The sequence below is a fragment of the Entomomonas sp. E7T21 genome (assembly GCF_058693955.1).
On the sequence record NZ_CP191672.1, the window covers coordinates 2,851,294 to 2,876,780 of the forward strand.

At 35.5% G+C, this 25,487-nt stretch carries 23 protein-coding genes; 10 read left to right on the forward strand and 13 right to left on the reverse strand.

Annotated features, from left to right (window positions below; translation table 11 throughout):
- Positions 1 to 110 precede the first annotated feature (110 nt).
- Positions 111 to 1,127, reverse strand: coding sequence for a helix-turn-helix domain-containing protein (locus tag ACQVD9_RS13500; protein ID WP_264746464.1), 1,017 nt, complete (start codon positions 1,125 to 1,127; stop codon positions 111 to 113).
- Between the two features lie 160 nt (positions 1,128 to 1,287).
- On the opposite strand from ACQVD9_RS13500, the gene ACQVD9_RS13505 reads away from it, so the two are divergent.
- Both ACQVD9_RS13505 and ACQVD9_RS13510 read left to right on the forward strand, forming a co-directional pair.
- Complete coding sequence (locus ACQVD9_RS13505) at positions 1,288 to 2,244, forward strand: alpha/beta hydrolase (RefSeq protein WP_264746465.1); 957 nt, start codon at positions 1,288 to 1,290, stop codon at positions 2,242 to 2,244.
- Between the two features lie 27 nt (positions 2,245 to 2,271).
- Positions 2,272 to 4,494, forward strand: a complete 2,223-nt coding sequence (locus ACQVD9_RS13510) for a TonB-dependent siderophore receptor (RefSeq protein WP_264746466.1) — start codon at positions 2,272 to 2,274, stop codon at positions 4,492 to 4,494.
- 50 nt (positions 4,495 to 4,544) lie between these two features.
- Here ACQVD9_RS13510 and mgtA read toward each other — a convergent pair whose 3' ends face one another.
- The 4 genes from mgtA to ACQVD9_RS13530 form a co-directional block, all read right to left on the reverse strand.
- Complete coding sequence (gene mgtA, locus ACQVD9_RS13515) at positions 4,545 to 7,256, reverse strand: magnesium-translocating P-type ATPase (RefSeq protein ID WP_264746467.1); 2,712 nt, start codon at positions 7,254 to 7,256, stop codon at positions 4,545 to 4,547.
- Positions 7,257 to 7,525: 269 nt separating this feature from the next.
- A complete protein-coding gene (locus ACQVD9_RS13520; protein ID WP_264746468.1) occupies positions 7,526 to 7,744 on the reverse strand; it encodes a hypothetical protein in 219 nt (72 codons plus the stop codon).
- 235 nt (positions 7,745 to 7,979) lie between these two features.
- Positions 7,980 to 8,429 (reverse strand): hypothetical protein, encoded by a 450-nt coding sequence (locus ACQVD9_RS13525; RefSeq protein ID WP_492089146.1) that lies wholly within the window; start codon positions 8,427 to 8,429, stop codon positions 7,980 to 7,982.
- Positions 8,422 to 8,889 (reverse strand): MarR family winged helix-turn-helix transcriptional regulator, encoded by a 468-nt coding sequence (locus ACQVD9_RS13530; RefSeq protein WP_264746470.1) that lies wholly within the window; start codon positions 8,887 to 8,889, stop codon positions 8,422 to 8,424. The genes ACQVD9_RS13525 and ACQVD9_RS13530 overlap by 8 nt, the downstream gene beginning before the upstream one ends.
- Before the next feature lie 201 nt (positions 8,890 to 9,090).
- On the opposite strand from ACQVD9_RS13530, the gene ACQVD9_RS13535 reads away from it, so the two are divergent.
- Positions 9,091 to 10,182 carry an NADH:flavin oxidoreductase/NADH oxidase gene (locus tag ACQVD9_RS13535; protein ID WP_264746471.1) on the forward strand — a complete coding sequence of 364 codons (1,092 nt, stop codon included), beginning with the start codon at positions 9,091 to 9,093 and terminating at the stop codon, positions 10,180 to 10,182.
- 46 nt (positions 10,183 to 10,228) lie between these two features.
- Here ACQVD9_RS13535 and ptsP read toward each other — a convergent pair whose 3' ends face one another.
- On the reverse strand, positions 10,229 to 12,496 hold the full coding sequence (gene ptsP, locus ACQVD9_RS13540; RefSeq protein WP_264746472.1) for a phosphoenolpyruvate--protein phosphotransferase: 2,268 nt from the start codon (positions 12,494 to 12,496) through the stop codon (positions 10,229 to 10,231).
- A 19-nt stretch (positions 12,497 to 12,515) separates the two neighbouring features.
- Positions 12,516 to 12,998: an RNA pyrophosphohydrolase gene (gene rppH, locus ACQVD9_RS13545; RefSeq protein ID WP_264746473.1), complete on the reverse strand. Its 483-nt coding sequence runs from the start codon at positions 12,996 to 12,998 to the stop codon at positions 12,516 to 12,518.
- A gap of 289 nt (positions 12,999 to 13,287) precedes the next feature.
- Here rppH and ACQVD9_RS13550 point away from each other — a divergent pair, with 289 nt between their 5' ends.
- The 3 genes from ACQVD9_RS13550 to ACQVD9_RS13560 all read left to right on the forward strand — a co-directional run bounded on the left by ACQVD9_RS13550 (position 13,288) and on the right by ACQVD9_RS13560 (position 15,473).
- On the forward strand, positions 13,288 to 13,944 hold the full coding sequence (locus ACQVD9_RS13550) for a histidinol-phosphatase (RefSeq protein WP_264746474.1): 657 nt from the start codon (positions 13,288 to 13,290) through the stop codon (positions 13,942 to 13,944).
- Positions 13,945 to 14,006: 62 nt separating this feature from the next.
- On the forward strand, positions 14,007 to 14,573 hold the full coding sequence (locus tag ACQVD9_RS13555) for an NADPH-dependent FMN reductase (protein WP_264746475.1): 567 nt from the start codon (positions 14,007 to 14,009) through the stop codon (positions 14,571 to 14,573).
- 168 nt (positions 14,574 to 14,741) lie between these two features.
- Positions 14,742 to 15,473, forward strand: a complete 732-nt coding sequence (locus tag ACQVD9_RS13560; RefSeq protein ID WP_264746476.1) for a sulfite exporter TauE/SafE family protein — start codon at positions 14,742 to 14,744, stop codon at positions 15,471 to 15,473.
- Here the strand turns inward: ACQVD9_RS13560 and ACQVD9_RS13565 are convergent.
- Together ACQVD9_RS13565 and icd are read right to left on the reverse strand one after the other, a co-directional pair.
- The gene (locus ACQVD9_RS13565; RefSeq protein ID WP_264746477.1) at positions 15,468 to 16,355 is read right to left on the reverse strand and encodes a LysR family transcriptional regulator; all 888 of its coding nucleotides are present in this window, start codon (positions 16,353 to 16,355) and stop codon (positions 15,468 to 15,470) included. The genes ACQVD9_RS13560 and ACQVD9_RS13565 overlap by 6 nt on opposite strands.
- 95 nt (positions 16,356 to 16,450) lie before the next feature.
- Positions 16,451 to 17,701 carry an NADP-dependent isocitrate dehydrogenase gene (gene icd / locus ACQVD9_RS13570; protein WP_201090969.1) on the reverse strand — a complete coding sequence of 417 codons (1,251 nt, stop codon included), beginning with the start codon at positions 17,699 to 17,701 and terminating at the stop codon, positions 16,451 to 16,453.
- Between the two features lie 207 nt (positions 17,702 to 17,908).
- On the opposite strand from icd, the gene ACQVD9_RS13575 reads away from it, so the two are divergent.
- Genes ACQVD9_RS13575 through hflD form a run of 3 tightly spaced genes read left to right on the forward strand, consistent with a single transcriptional unit; the run spans position 17,909 to position 20,135 of the window.
- A complete protein-coding gene (locus ACQVD9_RS13575) occupies positions 17,909 to 18,346 on the forward strand; it encodes an NUDIX hydrolase (RefSeq protein WP_264746478.1) in 438 nt (145 codons plus the stop codon).
- Positions 18,347 to 18,391: 45 nt separating this feature from the next.
- On the forward strand, positions 18,392 to 19,513 hold the full coding sequence (mnmA, locus tag ACQVD9_RS13580; protein ID WP_264746479.1) for a tRNA 2-thiouridine(34) synthase MnmA: 1,122 nt from the start codon (positions 18,392 to 18,394) through the stop codon (positions 19,511 to 19,513).
- Positions 19,514 to 19,517: 4 nt separating this feature from the next.
- Positions 19,518 to 20,135 carry a high frequency lysogenization protein HflD gene (gene hflD, locus ACQVD9_RS13585; protein ID WP_264746480.1) on the forward strand — a complete coding sequence of 206 codons (618 nt, stop codon included), beginning with the start codon at positions 19,518 to 19,520 and terminating at the stop codon, positions 20,133 to 20,135.
- 81 nt (positions 20,136 to 20,216) lie between these two features.
- Here the strand turns inward: hflD and ACQVD9_RS13590 are convergent, their stop codons facing one another.
- Positions 20,217 to 20,351 carry a hypothetical protein gene (locus tag ACQVD9_RS13590; protein WP_264746481.1) on the reverse strand — a complete coding sequence of 45 codons (135 nt, stop codon included), beginning with the start codon at positions 20,349 to 20,351 and terminating at the stop codon, positions 20,217 to 20,219.
- A gap of 184 nt (positions 20,352 to 20,535) precedes the next feature.
- Entirely contained in the window at positions 20,536 to 22,095 is a 1,560-nt protein-coding gene (gene norR / locus ACQVD9_RS13595) for a nitric oxide reductase transcriptional regulator NorR (protein ID WP_264746482.1), read from the reverse strand.
- A 155-nt stretch (positions 22,096 to 22,250) separates the two neighbouring features.
- Between norR and hmpA the strand changes: the two genes are divergently transcribed.
- On the forward strand, positions 22,251 to 23,426 hold the full coding sequence (hmpA, locus tag ACQVD9_RS13600; RefSeq protein ID WP_264746483.1) for an NO-inducible flavohemoprotein: 1,176 nt from the start codon (positions 22,251 to 22,253) through the stop codon (positions 23,424 to 23,426).
- Positions 23,427 to 23,474: 48 nt separating this feature from the next.
- Here the strand turns inward: hmpA and ACQVD9_RS13605 are convergent, their stop codons facing one another.
- Entirely contained in the window at positions 23,475 to 24,902 is a 1,428-nt protein-coding gene (locus tag ACQVD9_RS13605) for an OprD family outer membrane porin (RefSeq protein ID WP_264746484.1), read from the reverse strand.
- 228 nt (positions 24,903 to 25,130) lie between these two features.
- Positions 25,131 to 25,340, reverse strand: coding sequence for an HP1242/YdcH family protein (locus ACQVD9_RS13610; RefSeq protein WP_264746485.1), 210 nt, complete (start codon positions 25,338 to 25,340; stop codon positions 25,131 to 25,133).
- Between the last annotated feature and the right edge of the window lie 147 nt (positions 25,341 to 25,487).

The window sequence follows — 25,487 nt, forward strand, 5'->3', positions numbered from 1 at the left end:
TTTTATAACTAGAATGACGAAATACAGCCATAGGAGAATTTATATATGTAATTAATTAGCTATAAATAATACCATACAAAAGCTACTTTATTATTTAACAATAGCGTCAATTACATTGTATAGATTTTTGTGCGTACTTGATTAGGGGTAACACCAAATTGTTTTTTAAAGGCAGTACTAAAATTAGCAGCACCACTATAACCTGCCAACAAAGCAGCTTCTAATACATTAACTTGATTATTTTCTAATGCGTTTTTTGCTTCAGTAAGCTTGCGACAACGTAAATATTCAAATACTGTCATACCCATCATATTACGGAAATTACGTTGCAATGTATTAGTATTAGTACCCACTTGTTGAGCAATAAAATCTAATGATAAATCTTTTACCTCTATCGTGTTTTCCAATAACTCTAATACTTTGTTAATTCGTTTCTTTTCATAGGGATGAATCTTTGTAGTATTGGTTACTAAACTTTGCTGCTCGGTTAGCATCATTAATGCTTCACTCACCATTTCTAATGTTAATCCCTCAACATATAAGTTTCTTAAAAAGGGTGAATAATCAGGTGGATTTAAAATTTTTTCAGCAATAACTTGCATATGCTTAGATACTAGATGTCGTTCAACCTTTAGATGTTGTTGAGAAAATTGAATAACCTTTTTATACCCTTCTAAACCTTCAAAACCACCTTTCTCTAACCAGCTAGGATCTATTCCCACCACTACTTTACGTAAATAACGACCTTCTTGCGCCTCTCTAGTAAATAACTCTTTGCGATCTACAGAAATTAATACTGCCTCAGGCACTATTGTTTTCTGTTGCTTATGTTTAACGCCTAAAGTAACTTTTCGCTCTCCATAGCAAACATCACATTGACCATTCAAAAACAACATAAAACCAATTCTTGGTTTAAGCTCAGCTTGTGTTTTTAAATTGTGAGCATCATAGCCATCTGATGTATGTAAAGTTAAACCATCACGTAACTTGATAAGGTTAAAGTTGCCTTTGAAGATATGGTTATCTGTACATTGTTGTTTATCAATAACGTGACATTTTCGCCCTACTACTTGAGTAAGTTTAGCAAGTTGATTACGGTCGACCATAGTATCTGAGTGAGAAAGCATTATAAATATACCTACCACCACAACTAACTAATTCGTTAATTGTGTTTTTTGCAAAACAATTTGTCGTTTACGCAAAATAAAGAAAAAGAAAAATAAGCAACAATATGCCCAATATTATATGATAATAATTCTCATTTTCATAAAGTTTTTTGGAGTATTTATGACTTTAAACAGCCTTAACTCAAATAAAAGTAAATTTAAAGCAATTGCTTTATCATTATTTACTCTTTTAACAGGCTGTTACACTCATACAATCCTTGCTAACTCTAATAATCAACAAGCAACATTTACAAGTACAGCTCAACAAATAACCCTACACTCATCTATCACTAATAAAGATTATCTTATTTATATTGCATCCCCTCAACAAGCTGCACCTAGCACTGGCTATCCTATTATCTACTTGCTCGATGGACACTTAACTTTTTCTCGTGCAGAAAGCCTAGCCAATAATTTAATAGAACAAGGGATTATAAAACCAATAGTAATAGTTGCTATTGATTATCAAGAGCAATGGCTAACATTCCGCGCCCAAGATTACACGCCACCCCATAATTCAACTATCACTAATGATCCATTTATTAAAGGGGAAGAAAATGGTGGTGGTGCTGAAAAGTTTCTAAAATTTATCACCACAGAATTAAAACCGTTAATTGAGCAAAAATATAATATAGATAGCCAACAACAAGCTTTATTTGGTCATTCTTATGGTGGTCTATTTACTTTATTTACCAGTTTTACTAAGCCAGAAAGCTTTCAATACTACTACGCTGCAAGCCCTTCAATCTGGTGGGATAATAAAGCCATTATCCGAGAATCAAGTCACTTTATTAATAGCCAGAAAACATATAACAAACCACCACAACTTATTATCAGTGTTGGCGGCTTAGAACAAACAGTTCCTACTAATAGTCCAGCGGCAAGAAAAGAAAAACTTGTTAAAAGAAACCAAGTAACTAATGCCAAAGAATTAGCAAATCTTCTAAGCAAAGATGCTTCTACAAAGTTACACACCCGTTTCTTTATTTTTCCTGAACAAAATCATGGTGCTGTAATTCCATTTGCCATTCAACAGGCTCTAACCAGTTTTTTTAGTAATCCACCATCACATCATTAAGCATTAATTTGAAGAGGTAACACACTCATGAAGTGTCGTAAGTTTGTAACTAGGCAGAATTTATTATTTCTATTAGTAACTAGTATTTGCCTACCAGTATTGGCACAAATCCAAATTACAGAAGAGCAAGACAATGCTATTCAACTTGATACCTTAGAAGTTTTAGGTACAGCCCAAGAAGAACTAAAACAAGCACCTGGTGTTTCTATTATTACTGCTGAAGATATTCGCAAAAGTCCGCCTGTTAATGATATTTCTGAAATCTTACGTAAACAACCTGGTGTTAACTTAACAGGTAACAGCGGTTCTGGTGCAAGGGGTAACAATCGACAAGTTGATATCCGTGGCATGGGGCCAGAAAACACCTTAATTTTAGTGGATGGTAAACCTATATCCTCTAAAAACTCAGTACGTTATGGTTGGCGTGGTGACCGAGATACGAGAGGTGATACTAACTGGGTACCAGCAGATCAAATTGAACGCATTGAAATTTTACGTGGTCCTGCTGCTGCACGTTATGGTTCAGGTGCCGCAGGTGGTGTTATCAATATCATTACTAAAGGTACAACTCAAGAACATCATGGCAACGTCACCATATATAGAAATATGCCTCAACATAAAAGTGAGGGGGTAACCAAACGTATTGATTTTGGTTTAAGTGGTCCCCTTGCTGATAATCTATCCTATCGTATCTATGGCAATCTTAATAAAACGGATGCAGATGATAAGGATATTAATAAAAATCATACTATTGGTAACTTTGCAACAGCAGGTCGTGAAGGTGTTCGTAATAAAGACATTAATGGCCTAATTAAATGGCAATTTACTCCTGAACAATCATTAGAATTTGAAGCAGGTTTCAGTCGACAAGGTAATATTTATGCAGGTGATAGTATGAATAACTCTTCTGCTGCTGCATTACAAGCTTTTCGTGACCCATGGATTGGTCGTGAAACAAACATAATATATCGTGAAAACTTTGCAATTACTCACCGTGGTAAATGGGATAACTTATCCTCTATGAGTTTTTTCCAATATGAAAAAACACGTAATAGACGATTGCAAGAAGGCTTAGCAGGTGGTCCTGAAGGTAATATTAACAGTAACGATTTTGGAACTATTAGTCTACGTAGTTTAACAGGCCATAGTGAAGTTAATATTCCCTTTTATGCTGTATTTGATCAAGTAGTAACTTTAGGTACAGAATGGAATGAACAAAAAATGGATGATCCATTCTCTAATACCCAAACAGTAACAGAAGGAGGAAGCATTCCTAGTATTACTGGTACTAACCGTAATACTAAGTCTTCTGCTACTATCAGTTCATTATTTGTAGAAAACAATATTGAATTAAGACCAGGTACTATCGTAACTCCAGGCCTTAGATACGATCATCACACTACAACGGGTAGCAACTGGAGCCCTGCTCTAAATATTTCTCAAGACTTAACGGATACTGTTACCTTAAAAGCAGGTATTGCTCATGCTTATAAAGCACCTAATCTGTATCAAACTAACCCTAACTATTTACTCTATAGTCGTGGTAATGGTTGTTGGGGAGCAGGTGGTAGTTGTTACTTAATGGGTAATAAAAACCTTAAAGCAGAAACCAGTGTTAATAAAGAATTAGGTATTGAATACAAACAAGATGGTTGGATCGCAGGTATTACATGGTTCCGTAACGATTATAAAAACAAGATCGAAGCAGGCCAAGGTATTATTGGTACAGCAACTGGTGGAACAGGCTCTTATGTTAACTCAGATATTTTCCAATGGGATAATGTACCTAAAGCAGTGGTTGAAGGGTTAGAAGGTAATTTAACCATTCCATTACACTATGATTTAACATGGACAAACAATTTCACCTATATGTTACAGTCCAAAAATAAAACAACAGGTGAGCCATTGTCTATTATTCCAGAGTTTACTATCAACTCTACAATGGACTGGCAAGCTACTGACGCACTATCATTACAAACTACAGCAACATGGTATGGCAGACAAACACCACCTAAATATGATTATCAAGGAAAACCTGTTAGTAAAGATGGCAAACGAGAAATATCACCTTATGTTTTAGTAGGCTTCTCAGGATCTTATGAATTTACTAAAAACTTACGAGTAACCCTAGGTGTTAATAATATCTTTGATAAACGTTTATACCGTGAGGGTAATAGTAAAGATGCTGGTGCTTATACTTATAATGAGCCAGGTAGAACGTTATATACCTCGATTACTGCATCCTTCTAATATTCATTTACTAAACACAAAAAAGGCACCTATTGGTGCCTTTTTTGTGTTTAGTACCATTGACCAAAACGACGGATATAAATGACCTTCATCGTTTGTGCAACCAAGCAATAGCACACTAAAGTACCTACTAACCAAGGGAAGTATTCCCATGGTAATGGTTGTAATCCAACCATGGCACCTAATGGTGAGAATGGGATATAAATACCTATCGCCATTACTAAACCAGTCATTAATAAAACAGGTAAAGCAGCTGTGCTTTGTACAAAAGGAATCTTTTGAGTACGTAACATATGTACTACTAAGGTTTGCGATAATAATCCCTCAATAAACCAACCTGATTGGAATAAAGATTGTAACTCTGGTGTATTAGCGGCAAACACATACCACATTAAAGCAAAGGTAGTAATATCAAAAATAGAGGACGTTGGGCCAATCCATAGCATAAAACGACCAATATTTTTAGCATCCCATTTGCGTGGTTTACGTAAAAACTCCTTATCCATTTTATCCCAAGGTAATGATAACTGAGAGATATCATACATTAAGTTTTGAATGAGCAAGTGGATAGCCAACATAGGTAAGAAAGGTAAAAAAGCACTGGCCACTAATACAGAAAAAACATTACCAAAATTAGAGCTAGCCGTCATATTAAGGTACTTCATGATATTACCAAAGGTCTCTCTGCCTTTAATAACCCCCTCTTCTAACACCATTAAACTCTTTTCTAATAAAATAATATCCGCTGATTCTTTAGCAATATCAGTACCTGTATCTACTGAAATCCCCACATCTGCATCACGTAATGCTGGAGCATCATTAATCCCATCACCTAAGAAACCCACTGTATGGCCATTGGCTTGTAACGCTTTAAGTACTCGTGATTTTTGCATAGGGGTTAATTTAGCAAAAACGGTATGTTCTTCTACTTTACTATGTAATGTCTCATCATCTAATAGGTCTATTTCTTTACCAATTAATGGTTCACCTGCATCCAAGCCTACTTCACGGCAAATTTTTAAAGTAATAACTGGATTATCACCCGTTAACACTTTAACGCCTACACCATTATCACGTAATGCAGTTAATGCAGCCTCTGCAGTATCTTTTGGTGGATCAAGAAAAGTTAAAAAACCTTCAATAACTAAATCTAACTCATCCGCTATCGTATACTGTGTACGAGAATCATCAGCTAATACTCTAGTACCCAATATTAATACACGAAAACCATCATTATTATAATCATCTGCAATTTTTAATAGCTGTTGGCGACGTTCTTCATTAATAGCTAAAAGCTGTCCATTTTCACGTACTTTAGTGGCTACAGAGAGCATTTCTTCTACAGCACCTTTACATACTAATAAACGCTCACCTTGTTTTTCTACAATGACAGATAGACGACGACGTACAAAGTCAAAAGGTAACTCATCAACTTTTTTCCACTCTTTTGGCTTTTTAAATTCTGGATGTTTTTTAGCAAAGCGAATAATCGCTTTATCCATTAAATTTTTTACGCCACTTTGGTGATGACTATTTAACCAAGCTAATTGCAAAATCTGATCGCGATTAGCTCCATTAATATCCACATGGCGTTCAAGAATAATTTTATCTTGGGTTAAAGTACCTGTTTTATCAGTACAAAGAATATCCATGGCACCAAAGTTTTGGATAGCATTTAAACGTTTTACCACTACTTTTTTGCGCGCCATTGCTACTGCTCCTTTAGCAAGATTCGCACTGACTATCATTGGCAACATTTCAGGGGTTAAACCTACTGCTACGGCCAAGGCAAACATAAAAGCTTCTGTCCAGTCACCTTTAGTAAAACCATTAATTAATAGCACTATAGGCACCATTACTAACATAAAGCGAATTAATAACCAACTAACGCTATTAACTCCTCTATCAAAAGCTGTTTGTGCTCTTGAGCCTACGATTGACTTAGCTAAAGAACCAAAATAAGTGTTTGCTCCTGTGGCTACTACTACAGCTGTTGCCGTACCACTTACCACATTGGTTCCCATAAAACAAATATTAGGCAGTTCTAATGTATCGTATTCACCAAGAGCTACTACATCAGCTGTTTTTTCTTTGACATTGCCTAAAGTATCGTACTTTTCGACAGGAATAGACTCGCCTGTTAATACTGCTTGGCTAATAAATAGATCGCGTGATTCTATCAAGCGCACATCAGCTGGAATCATATCCCCTGCTGATAAATGAACAATATCGCCCACCACGATATCACGCATCGCTATTTCTTTTATTTTAGGATTATTTCCCTCTTTATTACGACGTAATACAGTAGCAGTAGTTTTTACCATCGCTTTTAATGCTTCTGCGGCTTTATTTGAACGATATTCTTGCCAGAAACGCATGAAACCACTGATAGCTATCATCGTAACAACAATAATAACACCTGTTAAATCTGTATCTTCACCAGCCTTAAAAGGCAACCAAAAATCAGTATAAAAACTAACAGCACTTAGTGCCATTAATACGTAAATAAAGGGATTATTAAAGGCTGATAACAATTGAATGAGTGCGTGCGGAGCCTTATCATGGGCAACCGTATTTGCACCATCTCTTGCTAAACGTACTTCTACCTCTAGCTCATTTAATCCATCACGACTAGTTGCTAAGTTATATAAAGTTTTTTCTAACGTATTTTGTGCTTCATTGGCAGCGACTATATTTTGCTGACTTGTTTTACGGTTTTCTTGAGCTTGGGTTGTATACTCTTTGTTAGTGATAACAGTCATCTCTTCTTTCTCCTGTACACTATGGTGACAAGAGAAAATAACTGCCTATCTAAAAATTAGGCACGAAAATATCCCTTCACCATAGTGGTAAATAAAATTATTTGCTATTAAATTAATTAGTTTTTTCTGAATAGGTTCTGGTTCAGAAAAATCACTACTGGGAGGCTCTTCCATTTTTGGCTCCTATTATTTACTTGTAATTAAACTCCGTTATTAATAACGTTATTTAACAGTTTATTAAATAGATTTAATTAATCATCTCAAAGAACTTAACACGCCAATAAATAGTTATACGGCGCAGGCTCTTCTTCTGATTGATTAGTAGATACAAAACCACATTCTAAACACTGAGTTTGAGCATTTTTTTTCCAAACCAATACTTGGCGGAAAAGAGGTAAATTTGTATTAGCAGATTGCTTAACAGTGATATCTTTGTGGTTAAAGAAATAAACAAAAATGTTTAATGGGAAGATAGTTTTGAAGTTCATACTATTCACCTATAGCCCAACTCAGTGGCCATAAGTGAAACTGGCAACCTATTGAGCAGTTAAATTGTTATTTAGGCCAGTAAATACTGGCAACCGTCTCTGTTCGTTGTCCATAGTTTTTTAGTTAATCACTCTCACATATTGATTAAAATTGATAAGCCTTTAAATAGGCGTGGCGATTTTATTCCTTTCAATTTCTAAACGTCAAGCTATTTATTATTTTTTATAAGTTTTATTACCAACTATTAAAGGATTTTGATATTTTTATACCTTCTGTAAAATTCTTGCCCAACAACGACAATTGAACAATACCAATTGATAATTCAACAACTTGCATAATTACAAACCAACTATCAAATGCATTATTAGCTGCCTTATAATTTAAATAAATAGCTAATGGCACCATAACAAATAAACCATTAAAAACAATAAAAGGCATTCTTTTTTTCTTATTTAAAATAGGTAAATAATTAGATTCTTTCCCTAATAAAAAACCTGTCATGCCTGTTATCATCATCGCAACAATCATAAAAGGCAAACCGTAATAAACAATACTTTGTTTAACCAGTTTTATAGCTTGTTGATCTAAGAATAACTCACTAATAACTGTACTTCCCCAAAAAACGATCACCATCAATATCACTACATTAGCTACAATGCCATGTACTATTTTTATATTATTCATCATCTTCTCCTAATGATGAGGTGGGTAGCCGATCAGATAAAGTAGTTAATACACGTAATGTAGTAAATAAATCTTCAAACTTAATATTTTCTCCAAGGCCTGCTATCCAAACATCTGAAATACTCATTATTTGAGCAAAGACATTGTTACCTTTATCAGTTAATGCATATTGTGGAGAGCGCAAATTCTTTGGATTCATATGTGGGCGACATAATTTCTCAGCAATTAAATAATTAATTTGTTTTTGTACACCTTGCCTTGTAAGTCCCATAAACCCAGCAATTTGTGGCACTGTTATAGGCTTATTAGACATAGAAATAGCACCCAATATTTGCCATTGAGTACTCGTTAAACCAAAGGGAGTCACTAATTGATCCCCTTTATCCATAAATAGTGTTTTTAGCTGAAAAATCTTGATGATAATTTCATGCAATAGCTGAATTGAATTTGATTGATTCATTTTTATCCTTCCCTTAAATTGACAACCAGTTTTCATTATTGGAAATAAGTTGTCAATTATTTTTAACTATTAATCAAAAGATCAAACACCTTCTTATACAATGAATAACAATAGTAGTATGGATTCTTTATGTTAATAGGAATAACATAAGGCTATTTATCCGCATAATAATTACATATAGCTAAAAGATTGGAGAGAAGAATGACTAAATTGTTTAGCCCTATCATCATTGATCAACAAACCTTAGAAAATCGCGTAATTATTCCCCCTATGTGCCAATACTCTGCTATAGATGGTAAGCCTACAGACTGGCATAAAATGCATTATGGCTCACTGTCTCATTCAGGCGCTGGCCTACTTATTTTTGAAGCCACTTCAATTTGCCCTGACGGCCGTCTTTCTCCCTATGATCTTGGAATATGGGATGATGAAACAGAAGCAGCAATGTCTAAACTAATCAAGTCGATTAGAAAATATTCCGCTATACCTTTGGGTATCCAACTTGTTCATGCTGGCCGTAAAGCCTCTATGCCAGAACCTTGGAAAGAAAATAAATATATAACACCACAACAAGGTGGCTGGAAAACCGTTGCGCCTTCTGCCATTGCCTATGATGATAACCATGATACACCTAAAGAGTTAACAACTGATGAGATAAAAACTATTATCAAACAGTTTGCAGAGGCAGCTAAACGAGCAGATGATGCTGGCTTTGATATGATTGAAATTCATGGTGCACATGGCTATTTAATCCATCAATTCCTCTCACCTCTTAGTAATAAACGTACTGATGAATATGGTGGCCCATTAGAAAATAGAATTCGTTTTGCTGTTGAAATATTCAAAGCTATTCGTAAAGTAGTATCAATGGAAAAAGCGGTGGGTATTCGTATCTCTGCTACTGATTGGGTAGAAGGTGGTTGGGATTTAGAGCAATCTATCGCGCTTGCTAAAACATTAAAAGATTTAGGCTGTAGTTTTATTGATGTTTCTACTGGAGCCTTACATAAAGATCAAAAAATCCCTGTGGGTCCTAACTATCAAGTTCCTTTTGCACAAGCTATTAAAGAACAAGTAGCGATGCCAACGATGACGGTTGGTTTAATTACTGAAGCCACACAAGCACAAGGTATTATTGGAACGGGCCAAGCAGATATGGTGGCCATTGGTCGTGGCATGTTATACAACCCTCACTGGGCATGGCAAGCAGCAGCAGAGTTAGGTGCACAAGTAACTGCTCCACCACAATACTTACGTTGCCAACCACACCAATATAAAAATCTCTTTAAATAACTCAATAAAAAAGGCGGGTTTTCCCGCCTTTTTTATTTAAAACTTTTCAGTTTATCTTTTTACTGGGAGCAACAATACGTTTTAATCCTAAACGAGATAACTCAAGATTAATAATACTTTTTACCACTTGTGGGTCATCTTGTTTTAAAACATCGTCTAAAATTTCTTTGGCCTTCACCATGGTTAATTGTCTAAGCACCCATTTAACTTTAGGTAAATTGGTAGCATTCATTGATAACGAATCAAACCCCATAGCCAGTAATAAAATTGCAGCAGCTGGATCACCAGCCATTTCACCACATATACTAGCGGTTTTACCTTCTGCATGACAGTCTTTAACTGTTTTATATAAACTGTGCAACACCGCAGGATGATAATAATTATAAAGCTCAGCTACACGTGCATTATTACGATCAACTGCTAATAAATATTGGGTTAAATCGTTAGAACCTACAGAGACAAAATCCACTTCTTTGGCTAACACTCTAGTGAGGAATACCGCACTAGGCACTTCTATCATGACTCCAATAGGCGGCATCTCTACCTCTATGCCTTCCTCTCTTACTTCAAACCATGCTCTATTAATCATTCGTAAAGCATGCTCAACCTCATGCACAGAAGAAATCATAGGTAATAAGATTTTAAGATTACCCAGTCCTTCACTAGCCTTAAGCATTGCACGAATTTGTAGGATAAAAATCTCTGGATGATCAAGGGTAATTCGAATACCACGCCAACCTAGGAATGGATTTTCTTCTTCAATAGGAAAATAAGGTAATGACTTATCCCCACCAATATCCAATGTACGCATGGTGACAGGTAAGGGATGAAAAGCTTCTAACTGTTGCCGATAAATAGCCATTTGTTCTTTTTCACTTGGAAAAGAACTACTTATCATAAAAGGCACTTCAGTACGGTATAAACCTACCCCTTCTGCACCTCGTTGTTGTGCCTTATCTACATCCGCTTGTAAACCTGTATTAACCCATAACGAAATACGATGCCCATCTAAAGTAACACAGGGTAAATCACGCAATATATTAAGACTAGCTAATAACTGCTTTTCTTCCTCTGCCATTGATAAGTAATACTGGCATAGCTCTTCACTGGGGTTAGTAATGACTTCTCCAAAGAAGCCATTTACAATAATCTTTAAGCCATCCATCTTACGGTAAGGTAATTCTGCCACCCCCATTACCGCAGGTATTCCCATTGCTCTTGCTAAAATTGCTACATGGGAGTTACTTGAGCCTAATACAGAAACAATACCTATTAACTTGCCTTCAGGTACTTCACTAAGCATTGATGGGCTAATTTCCTCACTCACTAAAATAGTGTCATCAGGAAACTCCATATTTGCTTGGTCACGCTTTTGTAATTGTTCTAATAAACGTTGACCTAAATCTTTAATATCTACTGCGCGCTCTTTTAAATAAGGGTCATTCATTGCCTCAAAACGTTGCACATACTGTAGTATTACATCTCTAATTGCACCTTGCGCCCACTGCCCATCTCTGATTGTTTTTTCGATATCACCTATTAGCACGTCATCTTCTAACATTAAAAGATAAGCATCGAATAAGGCTAAGTCATCTGGGCGTAGCTGTTTGGCAAGTTTAATAGAGGTTTTTTGAATATTTTTACGTACAGCCTCAATGGCACTTTCAAATAAATCTAATTCAACTTGTATTTCTTTAGTTTTACGATCAGGTACTGCTTCTAGATCAGCAGGTGGTAAAACTACCATGGCTTGTCCTACAACAGCCCCTGATGCACCAATCACCCCCACAAAACGCGCTTCTTGTGGTGATCTTTTAGAAGGAGAAACACTGCCTGAGGCCTCAGCATGCGCGATTACACCAGCTAGCTGTGTACCCATGGTTACAATAAAGGATACTTCTTCCTCACTGAACTCACGACGTTCTTTTTGCTGTACAACAAGCACACCCAATACTTGGCCATTATGAATAATGGGCGTACCTAAAAATGATGAATAACGCTCTTCACCTGTTTCCGCAAAATAACGATATTGTGGATGATCAGAAGCATTAGGTAAATTTAATGGTTCTTGACGTGTCCCCACTAACCCTACCAAACCTTCATCACTTTCTAAATGTACCTTACCAATAGCACGCTTATTTAGACCTTCAGTAGCCATTAATATATATTGGTCTGTTTCTGCATCCAACAAATAAACCGAGCATACCTGTACTGACATCATTTCTTTAACGCGCAATACAATAATACCAAGAGCTGTTTTCAGATCTTTGGCAGCATTGACTTCCTGAACAATTTTGCGCAGTGCATCAAGCATAATAAGCTAGTACTCCGATTTATTTAGTTATTTGAGGTGCTCTTAAAATTAACTCTTTCATGGCTCGCCGATAAACTTCTCGTTTAAAATTAACAACTTGCCGCAATGGATACCAATAACTTACCCATTGCCAGCTATCAAACTCGGGTTTGTCACCATTGGTTAAACAAACCTTATTATCATCTGCCAATAACTTTAACAAAAACCACTTTTGCTTTTGACCAATACAACGTGGCTGAGTTTTTGAACGAATTAACCATTCAGGTAATCGATATCGTAACCATCCACCTGTACATGCTAGGACTTGCACATCTTGCTCTGTCAACCCAATTTCTTCATACAACTCACGATACAAGGCATCCTCAGGTTTTTCACCCTGTTGAATACCTCCCTGCGGGAACTGCCATGCATCTTGATGAATACGTTTGGCCCATAAAACTTGACCTAGGTTGTTAGTAAGAATTAGTCCGACATTCAGGCGAAAACCATCTGAATCTATCACACTAACCATCTCCAAAAATTATTACTACCATTGTTCCATAAAATTGCATTATTCAAAAGCAGATAATATCAATACAATACAAATTTTCTTTTAGTAAATATTAATTTGGCTTTAATAATGAAATAAATACTAACAATTCATTGCAAGATACAAATCTAATGCTAACAATTAGTAACGCTAAATCCCTATAATAAATACGACTATTCTCTAGTCTATGAATACTCATAAAACCATGACGTTATTCTTTTGAATGGTTAAAATGACACTATATTTAAAACAGAGATGATATATGAAACTAGCTTTATTTGATCTTGATAACACTCTTCTTGCTGGCGATAGTGATCATGCGTGGGGAGATTGGTTATGTAAATGGGGTATTCTCGATAAAGCTCATTACAAAGCAAAAAATGATGAGTTTTACGAAAAATACCAAGCTGGCATAATGGATGTTAAAGAGTATTTAAACTTTAGCCTAGCTATTTTAGGTAAAGCTTCCATTAAACAACTGCATGAGTGGCAGCTGCAGTTTATGCAAGACACGATTGAACCAATGATCTTAAAAAAAGGGGAAGAGCTTTTAGAACAGCATCGTAAGGAAGGTCATAAGTTAGTCATCATCACAGCAACTAACCGCTTTATCACTGAACCTATTGCTAAACGCCTTGGTGTAAATAACTTGATAGCTACTGAATGTGAAATGAAAGATGGCCATTATACAGGTAGATCTACAGGCGTTCCTTGTTATCAAGAAGGTAAAGTAACTCGCCTTAATGACTGGCTTAAACAAAATAATGCAGACCTTGAAGGTAGTTATTTTTATAGTGACTCTAAGAATGACCTACCTCTACTATCATTAGTGGAAAACCCTATTGCAGTAGATCCAGATGAGGAGTTAAGAAAGCATGCTCAAACACAAGGTTGGTCTATTATTTCTTTAAGAAACTAGAACAATTACTTTTTTGTAATATTAAATAAATTTGTTTATCAACTTTTAAGTAGGAAGAAAATATGACAACAACTTATAAAGTTTCTGTTTTAGTGGGTAGTTTACGTAAAGGTTCTTATAATAGAAAATTAGCAGAAGCAATGATTAAAATGGCTCCACCCACACTATCTTTAGAGATTGTTGAAATTGGTGAATTACCCTTCTATAACGAAGATATAGATAATGAAACTCCTCCAGCTAGTTATACTAGTTTCCGCGAAAAAATCAGAGCATCTGATGCTATTTTAATCGTTAGCCCAGAATATAATCGCTCAGTGCCTGCTGTATTAAAAAATGCCTTAGATGTAGGTTCACGCCCTTATGGCAAAAGCGTTTGGAATGAAAAGCCAACAGCTGTTATTACTGCATCTACAGGAACTATTGGCGGTTTCGGAGCAAACCATCATATTCGTCAATCATTAGTTTTCTTAAATATGCCCTGTATGCAACAGCCTGAAACTTACCTTGGTGGTATAGCTGACGCTTTTGATGAAGCTGGTAATTTAAATGAACGTACCCACAACTTTGTGAAGAATATTGTGGAAGCCTACGATAAATGGGTAAGACGTTTACTCGATTTATCTCTTTAATATTAATAAAAAGCCCACTGAATGTGGGCTTTTTTATATCATCACTACTATTAATTAGTTTCCTCCAAATTTTCCTTAGACCTAGTCAGGTAAAACCAAATACCCCCTCTACTTAATTTTAGATAAGCTAATTTTCAATATATTCTTATGTAACTTATTAGAGCACTTATGTTGATACTTATTATTATCTTAATTTTCCTACTAGCAGGAGTAGTGAAAGGGGTTATAGGCTTAGGTTTACCCACGATAGCCATGGGCCTACTAACACTCTTCTTCCCTCCAGCAGTTGCGGCTGGATTACTAATTATTCCCTCTTTAGTAACCAATATCTGGCAGTTATGGTTAGGTGAAAATTTTTGGCCACTATTTAAACGACTATGGCCAATGATTCTAGGTATAGTAATAGGTACTTTATGGAGTATTCTACCTCCACTTACTTCATCAAACTCTTGGGTAGGCTCTGCTTTAGGTATTATTCTTTGTTTGTATGGAATATGGGGTATAGCAGGTAAAAAACTACCAAATGCAGTTAAAAATGAGCATTGGCTTTCCCCTTTAGTTGGTTATATAACAGGTACTATTACAGCAGCTACAGGTGTTTTTGTATTACCTGCTGTTCCCTATTTACAAACATTGCATTTAAATAAAAATCAATTGATACAAGCGTTAGGATTATCTTTTACCGCCTCAACTATTGCACTTGCCATACAACTTTTGATACAGGCTGACTTACCTACAGTGAATTATGGATTATCAATTTTAGCTGTAGTTCCTGCACTAATTGGTATGTATTTTGGACAATTATTACGTAATATTATTAGTGAGCAAGTTTTTCGCCGCTATTTTTTCATAGGGTTAATTCTGTTAGGAAGCTATATGATAATTAAAGATTTGCTATAAATTATTGGTTGTTAAACAATCAATAAAATCTCGATAGTACTGTGGAAGTTCGTTAAAACAATGGCTACAAATAACTAATTTACGTTTAGCCCAACTGTCTTTTAAAGTAACTATACTAATATCTTTATGAGCTAATCGCTGTGCGGTATAGCGTGGCACAATAGCGATCCCCACACCATTAGCTACCACTTGGTATACTGCATCGAATGAACTTAAGCGTACTCGATAGTTAAGCCGTTTACCTAGCTGTTTGACGTGGCTTTCAATATACTGTTGTAATGCTAAATGCTCCATTAATCCTATAAATTCTTCTTGTACAATATCTTGTAAAGAAACCTCTGAATGTGATCCTAAAGAATGTTGTTGATGCACAATGACAACTAACTCATCATCACAAAAAGGTAATTGTTGCAAACCTTGCAATTGAACAGAATTGGACACTATCCCCAATGGTAACGTTTTACTTTTTAAACCATGTACAATATCAAGGCTTAGCTTTTCTTGTAATGTGAAAGAAATATGAGGGTTATTTTTTAAAAAATAAGCTATTTTATTAGGTAAATATTCATTTAATGCTGATGAATTACAAGCTAATAAAATATGTCCATGCAACCCTTTACTGTATTGAAAAAGCTCATCACGCATATAGTCAACATCTTGTAAAACGCTAATAGCATGTTGTAAAAAAACTCTTCCTACCTCTGTAGTAATCACACCTGTTTTCGAACGGATTAATAACGGTGTACCTAACTCATCTTCAATACCTTTGATTCGTTCACTGGCTGATTGTAATGTTATACAGGAATTTGCTGCGCCCCCCGTAATACTTCCTGCATTACACACATTAACAAATAATCGTAAATCAACAAGATCAAATCGCATACCCTATCCATTCCAAGCAGTTATTTTGTTATTTAATAAGCAACAAAGGGAACTATAAAGTTCCCTTTGTTAGACTGCATAAGAAATTACATCTATTACATATTAGCAATAATTGCATCACCAAATTGTGAACAAGAAAGCAATTTAGCACCTTCCATTAAACGTTCAAAGTCATAAGTTACAGTTTTAGCAGCAATTGCCCCATCAATACCTTTGATGATTAAATCAGCTGCTTCATACCAACCCATATGACGTAACATCATTTCAGCAGAAAGGATCACTGAACCTGGGTTAACTTTATCTTGGCCAGCATATTTTGGAGCAGTACCGTGTGTTGCTTCAAACATAGCAATTGAATCAGAAAGGTTAGCACCTGGCGCAATACCAATACCACCCACTTGAGCTGCTAATGCATCAGACAAGTAGTCACCATTTAGGTTAAGCGTTGCAATTACATCGTACTCAGCAGGACGTAATAAGATTTGTTGTAACATAGCATCAGCAATAGCATCTTTTACAATGATATTTTTGCCAGTTTTTGGGTTCTTGAACTGCATCCAAGGACCACCATCAAGTAATTCAGCACCAAATTCTTTCTGAGCTACTTCATAACCCCAATCTTTGAAAGCACCCTCTGTGAATTTCATAATATTGCCCTTATGAACAATAGTTAATGATTCACGATCGTTATCAATAGTGTACTGTAATGCCTTACGTACTAAACGCTTAGTACCTTCTTCAGATACTGGCTTAATGCCAATACCACAATGTTCAGTGAAACGAATTTTCTTAACACCCATTTCTTTGGTTAAGAATTCAATTACTTTTTTAGCTTCTGGGCTATCAGCTTTCCATTCAACACCTGCATAGATATCTTCAGAGTTCTCACGGAAGATAACCATATCTACTAAACCTGGCTCTTTAACTGGGCTTGGAACGCCTTTGAACCAACGTACTGGACGTTGACACACATATAAATCTAATTGTTGACGTAATGCTACGTTTAATGAACGGATACCACCACCCACTGGCGTAGTTAATGGACCTTTAATAGAAACAACATAGTCACGAACTGCTGCTAATGTTTCATCAGGTAACCAAGTGTCTTTATCGTATACTTGAGTCGCTTTTTCACCCGCATATACTTCCATCCATTCAATTTTACGTTTGCTGCCATAAGCTTTTTCAATAGCAGCATCTACCACTTTAATCATTACTGGGCTGATATCGACACCAATACCATCACCTTCAATAAAAGGGATAATCGGATTATCAGGAACATTGAGAGAAAAATCTTGGTTTACAGTAATTTTTTGACCATTTGCCGGAACTTTAATTTTAGTCATTACAAAACTCCATCGTTTTATTATGTATTAACAATATGCTATAAGAAGAGACAATTCTTTTACTAAATAATTCTACTTATATAAAAATAGCTCTCAATGCCCAAATAGGCGACTATTTTTGTAGTTTTCACCTATAATCTTACACACTTTAAGGTTTAAACTGTAGTAAATTGCTAATTATACCACTTAAATAGGAATGAGGAAATTATGCGCTTTCTCCCCCATGTTACCGTTGCTACTATTGTTGAAGATCAAGGGCGCTTTTTAATGGTAGAAGAAATCAAAAATAATCGCAAAGTTTTAAACCAACCAGCAGGGCACCTTGAAAGAAACGAAACACTATTGGCAGCAGCATTGCGTGAAACATTGGAAGAAACTGCATGGGATGTAGAGTTAACAGGCGTTATCGGCATTTACCTATTCACAGGGGATAACGGTATTAGTTATCAACGAATTTGCTTTGCTGCTAATCCTATTAAACATCATCCTGACAAACCTTTAGATGATGGTATTATAAATGCCGTTTGGCTAACTCGTGATGAGTTAATAACAAAACGTGACCATTGGCGTAATCCCATGATCTTAAATTGCATTGATGACTACTTAGCAGGACATATTTATCCATTAAGCGTTATTCGTGACTAATTTTCTGTTAAAATGAGTCTCTTTAATCGATTATCTAAATTATTTATGAAGTTTGATCCAGCTAACACTCGTGTTATCGTCGGCATGTCTGGCGGTGTAGACTCATCGGTTTCCGCATTGCTCCTTCAACAACAAGGCTTCCAAGTAGAAGGCCTATTTATGAAGAACTGGGAAGAAGATGACGGTACAGAATATTGTACGGCTAAAGAAGATTTAGCTGATGCGCAAGCTGTGTGTGATAAATTAGGAATTAAGCTACATACAGCTAATTTTGCGGCTGAATATTGGGATAATGTTTTTGAACATTTTTTAGAAGAATATAAAGCAGGCCGTACCCCCAACCCAGATATTCTTTGCAATAGAGAAATTAAATTTAAAGCATTTTTAGACTACGCCTTAATGCTAGATGCTGAGCTTATTGCTACTGGTCATTATGTGCGTCGACATGATGAGAATGGCCAGACCTTATTATTAAAAGGACTAGACCCAAATAAGGATCAAAGTTACTTTTTACATGCAGTAGCAGGTGAACAATTAGCTAAAAGCTTATTTCCTGTTGGTGAATTAGAAAAACCTGCTGTTCGAGCTATAGCTGAACAATATGACCTAATTACTGCTAGAAAAAAAGACTCCACAGGTATTTGCTTTATTGGTGAACGTCGCTTTAGTGACTTTCTGAAACAATACCTCCCTGCTCAACCCGGTGATATTAAAACGACAACAGGTGAAGTGATAGGTAAACACCATGGTTTGATGTATCACACCATTGGTCAACGCCAAGGATTAGGCATTGGCGGTTTAAAAAATGCCTCTGAAGAACCTTGGTATGTCATGGCAAAAGACTTACAACGCAATGTACTCATAGTTGGACAAGGTAATGATAATCCTTGTTTATTTGCCAATGCTTTAACCTGCAAAGAAATCTATTGGGTTAATCCTATTGATTTAAGCAAGCCTTTAGCACTTACAGCTAAAGTCAGATATCGCCAAGCAGATCAAGCCTGTACACTAGCCAAAACAGACAATGGTTACCATATTAGTTTTGATCAACCACAACGTGCTGTAACACCCGGACAATCAGTTGTGTTCTATCAAAACGAGATTTGTTTAGGCGGTGGGGTTATAGAAACAGTAGAGCCAGACCCTCTTATATTAATTAAAGAATGACATTATGACTAAACAACAAGAACAATTAATAGCTTTAGGTGCAATATTCACTGCTGCCTTACAAGTAGATAAATTAGCAAGAACAGGTCTAGTCGATGAGCCTGTTGTAAAATGCTTAATTAATAGTTTATTGGTTATTGATCCACAAAGTACTTTAGATGTATACGGTGGTAATGATAGTGAGCTAGTAGATGGTTACCATTTTTTATGTAGATTTTTAGAGCGAAACTCTGGTATCTCTCGTGAGGCACTCCGTTATGGTTTATCACTTATTTTGTTAGAACGTAAACTTAGCAGTAATAGTGCTATGCTTAATACAATTAGTACACGCTTAGAGCAAATCCGCAGTAAAGTAGAACACTTTGGTATTATGCATGATAATGTAACAGCTGCCTGTGGTGCTTTATATGAGGAAACTATCAGTACTTTTAACCATCGTATTCAAGTGATGGGGGATGTTAGTTATCTACAACAACCCAATGCTGCTGCTCAAATACGTACCCTATTATTAGCAGGTATTCGTTCTGCTATGCTATGGCATCAATTAGGTGGTAGACGTTGGCAATTACTATTTAAAAGAAAAAAATTATTAGCTGACTTATTACAACGTCTTCAATATTAATAAAAAATCTATCTTACAACTATTACTAACCATAAAAACAAAGGTAAGTGTTAACTTACCTTTATTTCAGCTTTACAAAGATCATTTTTTACCTTTGTGAGTACTATTATTTCCTGGTTGCTTATGCCCTTGATCCTTCGTTTTATCGTCTTTTTTAATGCTAGTTTCAGTAGCAGTTTTTTTAGATTTATCATCGTGCTTAATATCTTTGTTCATTTTTATTCTCCTATAGAATGTCTGAACATTGTTAGGTAAGATATCTTACCTATGTTTAGACTATGCCTTAACAACATACCTAACCATCAGGCTTTAGTAGAAAAATATTAAATTATTCATAAGGTTATTTATACTAAAGGGGCATTCGCTAAAGAAATTTACACCTCAAAAATGTAAGCACATATTATTTTCTTAATTGAAGGCGTTTTAATAATCTAGCAAGATTCGCCCGATTTACTCCTAATTCACGTGCTGTTGCTGATAGATTATTTTGATGCACTTGTAATCGTTCACTAATATAATTACGTAAAAAGTCATCTTGAATAATTCTTAAATCTTTCCCCTGAGCTTCAGGAGAAAGTGCTATAGGAGTTGTTTCTATCTCCTCATAAACAGTATCTAACAACTGTAAGTCCTGTTTAGATATTGAAAGAATTGTTTGTTTATTAGCAACAGATCGACTTAACAATCGTAATGCAGCACGAGCAATAACATGTTCTAACTCTCGAACATTACCTGGCCACGAATAAGACAATAATGCTGCCTGGGCTAGAGGTTCCAAACGCAATGCTCGAAGCCCTAAACGAGAACGATTTTGCTCTAAAAAATAACCAGCTAACAATAAAGTATCATTACCACGCTCACGTAATGGCGGGATATGCATGGGATACACGCTTAAACGATGGTACAAATCTGCACGAAAGCGCCCTTCTTTTACTTCATTAGCTAAATCACGATTAGTAGCAGCTACAATACGTACATTTACATGTAACTCTTTATCAGCACCCACTCGCTGCAATTGGCCATTTTGTAATACTCTTAATAACTTAGCTTGTGCAACTAAAGGTAGCTCACCCACTTCATCTAAAAATAAAGTACCATTATTAGCTTGCTCGAATTTACCTGCACGATCACTAATAGCCCCAGAAAAAGCACCTTTCACATGACCAAATAACTCACTTTCAATCAGGTTTTCTGGTAATGCAGCACAATTAACTGCCACTAATGGTTGACGATTTCTAGTAGAGGCTTGATGAATACCATAAGCTACTAACTCCTTACCAACACCAGTTTCCCCCGTAATTAAAACCGTTAAATCACTATTAGCTACTAGCTCTATTTCCTTCTTTAATTTTAAGAAGGGTTCACTTTCACCTATCCACTTATGGATAGGCTGCGTAATAGCTAAACGAAAAGATTCTGCCCGTTCTTGTTCTAACTTAGCTTGTGACCTTAATTCTTCTATACGCTCCCCAACATTAACAGTAGCTACTGTTAGGCTAGCTATTAATTGTAATAGATTAAAATCTACACTATCAAAGCTATTACGTTCCAATGCATCTAAGGTTAATAAGCCCCATAATTTACCATGACAAAATAATACACAGCCCATGCAGTCATGAACTTCTAATTGTTGACTTGTTACTCCATCAATCAGGCCATCATATGGATCAGGTAATGGACTATTCGCTGGAAAGCGCATTGGCTCGGGACAGTCTAATAATATTTTAAAACGCGGATGATCATCAATTGCAAAACGACGACCTAAGGTATCTTTACTAAGTCCATTGACTGCTAAAGGAACAAGATAGTCACCATCTAAACGTAATAATGCTACGGCATCACAAGAGATAAGACGGCGTATAGCCATTAGTAATCGTTGATAACGTTCCACTGTTGGTAATTCTAGTGCTAAGTCATCCACTAAGGTAGTAATACTATTAAGCCAAGATAATGTAGTCATAATTATTCTTTGTAGTTAAATAAACCTACTCAAATAGTATCATAATGACTTATGAAAAATACATCTTATTGATAAATAATATATTCCTAAATGGCACATATCTTGATAGTAGATAACTCCAAAGTAATTAAGTAATAAATAAATGGAGATATCTGATGTTAACCAATGCCCAGCGTAATATTATTAAAGCAACTGTTCCCCTATTAGAAACAGGTGGTGAAACACTAACAAAGCATTTTTATAATATCATGCTGAATGAATATACGGATGTAAGACCACTGTTCAATAAAACTAACCAAATAACAGGTGATCAGCCTCGGGCTTTAGCTCATAGTATTCTTATGTATGCCAAGCATATTGATAATCTTGAGAACCTAGGTAATCTTGTCTCTATAATTACTAACAAACATGCTGCACTACAAGTATTACCTGAACAATATGCTATTGTGGGCACTTGTATATTACGTGCAATTCGTGAGGTATTAGGTACAGAGATTGCGACAGACGAAGTCATTGAAGCATGGCGAGTAGCATATGGACAATTAGCTGATGTATTAATTAAGGTAGAAGAAAATCTTTACCAACAACAAGAAGATGTGACAGGTGGCTGGCGTGGAGAACGTTTATTTAGAGTAGCTAAAAAAGTTCCAGAAAGCAGCGAAGTTGTGTCTTTTTACCTAGAACCTAAAGATGGCAAAGCAATTATTCACCATAAACCGGGGCAATATTTAGGTTTACGTTTTGTACTCTTAGAAGGTGAACAACGTCGCAACTACTCTATTTCTGAAGCAGCAAATGGCAAATATTATAGAATTAGTGTTAAGCGTGAGAATCAAGGTGTTATCTCTAATCACTTGCATGACCATGTTAAAGAAGGTGATATTATCCGTGTTTACCCACCTTTTGGTGACTTCACTTTACAAGAAAGTGATAAACCTTTGGTATTAATTTCTGGTGGTGTTGGTGTTACACCTATTTTATCTATGTTGCAAGCAGCATTAACGACTCAACGCTCTATTTATTTTATTCACGCTGCGCGTAATGCAGAAGTAGATGGTTTTAGAAATTGGATTAGGGAACAACAAAAAACACATAATAACCTACATTGTTTTTATTGTTATGAACAAGATTCTAATAAATTAGCTGATGCAGAAGGTATGATAGATAAATCATTACTAGCAAAATGGTTACCAGCAAATAAAGATATTGATGCTTATTTCTTAGGTCCTAAACCTTTTATGGTTACCATAAAAAAAGCGTTAAAAGAATTGGGTGTACCCGAATCACAAACCCATTATGAGTTTTTTGGGCCAGCCAGTGAATTAGCTTAGATATTATCATCCCTTATAGATAGTCATTATCTATAAGGGATACTTCTCTTATAAAATACTAAATGGATATTGAACGATTAGACGTAATTCATCAATATTGTCACGGCCATATGCATTGTGTCTGCCATTAACAGAATAATCTGTGCCGCCACCAAAATTAGATCGATATTGAGCATGCTGTAAAGTAAAACTCAAGTCCTTAGCTTTACCTTCTTGTATAGTGTAAGCCAATTCAATATCTCGTTCCCAAGACTTGCCTTTACGACGATAATCTTTATTTTCATCAGTAGCATTACTACCCTTTACATAAGCAGCAGCAAAGGTTAAACCTGGAATACCATAATCAGCAAAATCTAAATCATAACGAACTTGCCATGAATGCTGGTTTTCAAAATTAAAATCACTGTATTGCATTGAGTTGGCTACAGCTATCGCACCACCACCATCTACCCCATACGGGAAAGAAGCACGACCTATACCACCTGTTCCTGAGTTACGTTGATAAGCCACAGTAAATGTATGTGCTTTATAACTATAAGCTGCTGCTATACTCCATAAATCTGAATTAATGCGACGGTTAGCATCATTAGCTCTTAGCTCATCTGCATAGCCTTTGCCGATACTTTTAGTTTTATACCAGTTAAAGTCCAGATCAATAGCGCTATCATCATTGAATTCATAATTGTAATTTAAATTAGCATAGTATTTTTTCCAGAAATCTTTATTTTTAGAGGCATATAATTTGCCTGAAAAATTATCATTAAACTGATATTCCAGACCTGCAAAATAAACACGTTTCAATGTTTTACCATCATCAGAGAAAGCACTTTCTTCTGCTATAGAGTCCTGATGAGAAAACTCCTGTCCACGTAATGCAGTGAAGTAACCTGCATTAATCGCTAAATTATCAATTTCTTGGCTACGAAGTAAAAAGCCTGTAGCATCTTCAGGCAATAATTTATCGTCAATTGATTGTGTAGCAAATACAGGTGTATCCACCATCATTTGCCCATATTTAAGTTCGGTTTTTGAAATACGAAATTTTATTGCTGGTGCTAATTTAGAAACATTATCTTGTGGGCGACCTGTTCTTCCATCGGCAGGAAATAGACCATTTACATCATCACCACTACGCCCCCTGCCACCATCTAATTTATAGGCTGTCATGCCAATAACATCAATACCAAAACCAACAGTCCCCTCTGTAAAACCTGATTGATAAACGCCAATTAAACTGGTACCAAAATCCTCTGCATGACCACGATCTTTATCGCTCTTGTTATAACCTCCCAGTGTATAGAAACCACCTTTACGGGCATTACTATTCATATACATGGTTCGGCTAATTATATCTAAACTGCTATCTTCAATAAAACCCTTTGATTCTTGTTGGTTCGTAATATCATCCGCAATAGACCAATTCGATATACACATCATCCCTATTGCTACCAATAAGCCTTTGTTACGTAGCTTCATGCTTCTCTCCTAAAAATTAAATGGTGATAATTTATGGCATCACTATTTCTAATTCGTATCATATAATAAATCTTCACAATCGCTAATGATAATTATTATTAATTAATAGATGAGCTTATTGGGATATAAAAATTCTATTACTAAATATTAACTGAACATATTAGCGCCCAAATAAATAAGGGTAGCTTATGCTACCCTTACTTTTTAGAAAATTATAAATAAAATTTATTATGCATCATGTTTTTTTAACATAACGTAAATTTCATCTTTTAACTTTAATTTTTCTTTCTTTAACGTTTCAACTTCAGAATCGGCAGCAAAGCTAGACTCTAAGTTTTTAATTTTATGGTCTAAATCATTGTGTTTTTCAAATAATTTAGAAAAATGAGCATCTTCAGTCTTTAATTTTGATATTAAGTCACGATATTCTGGAAACATAATAAATTTTCCCTATTGCAATAGTTTATTAAACGGTAAAAATATACCCTACTCTCTTTTAAGAAATTTATTAGTTACTTATCAATAATATAAAGTTACTTTTAACCTATTACCCAAGTACTAATAAATTACTAAAACCTACAATGG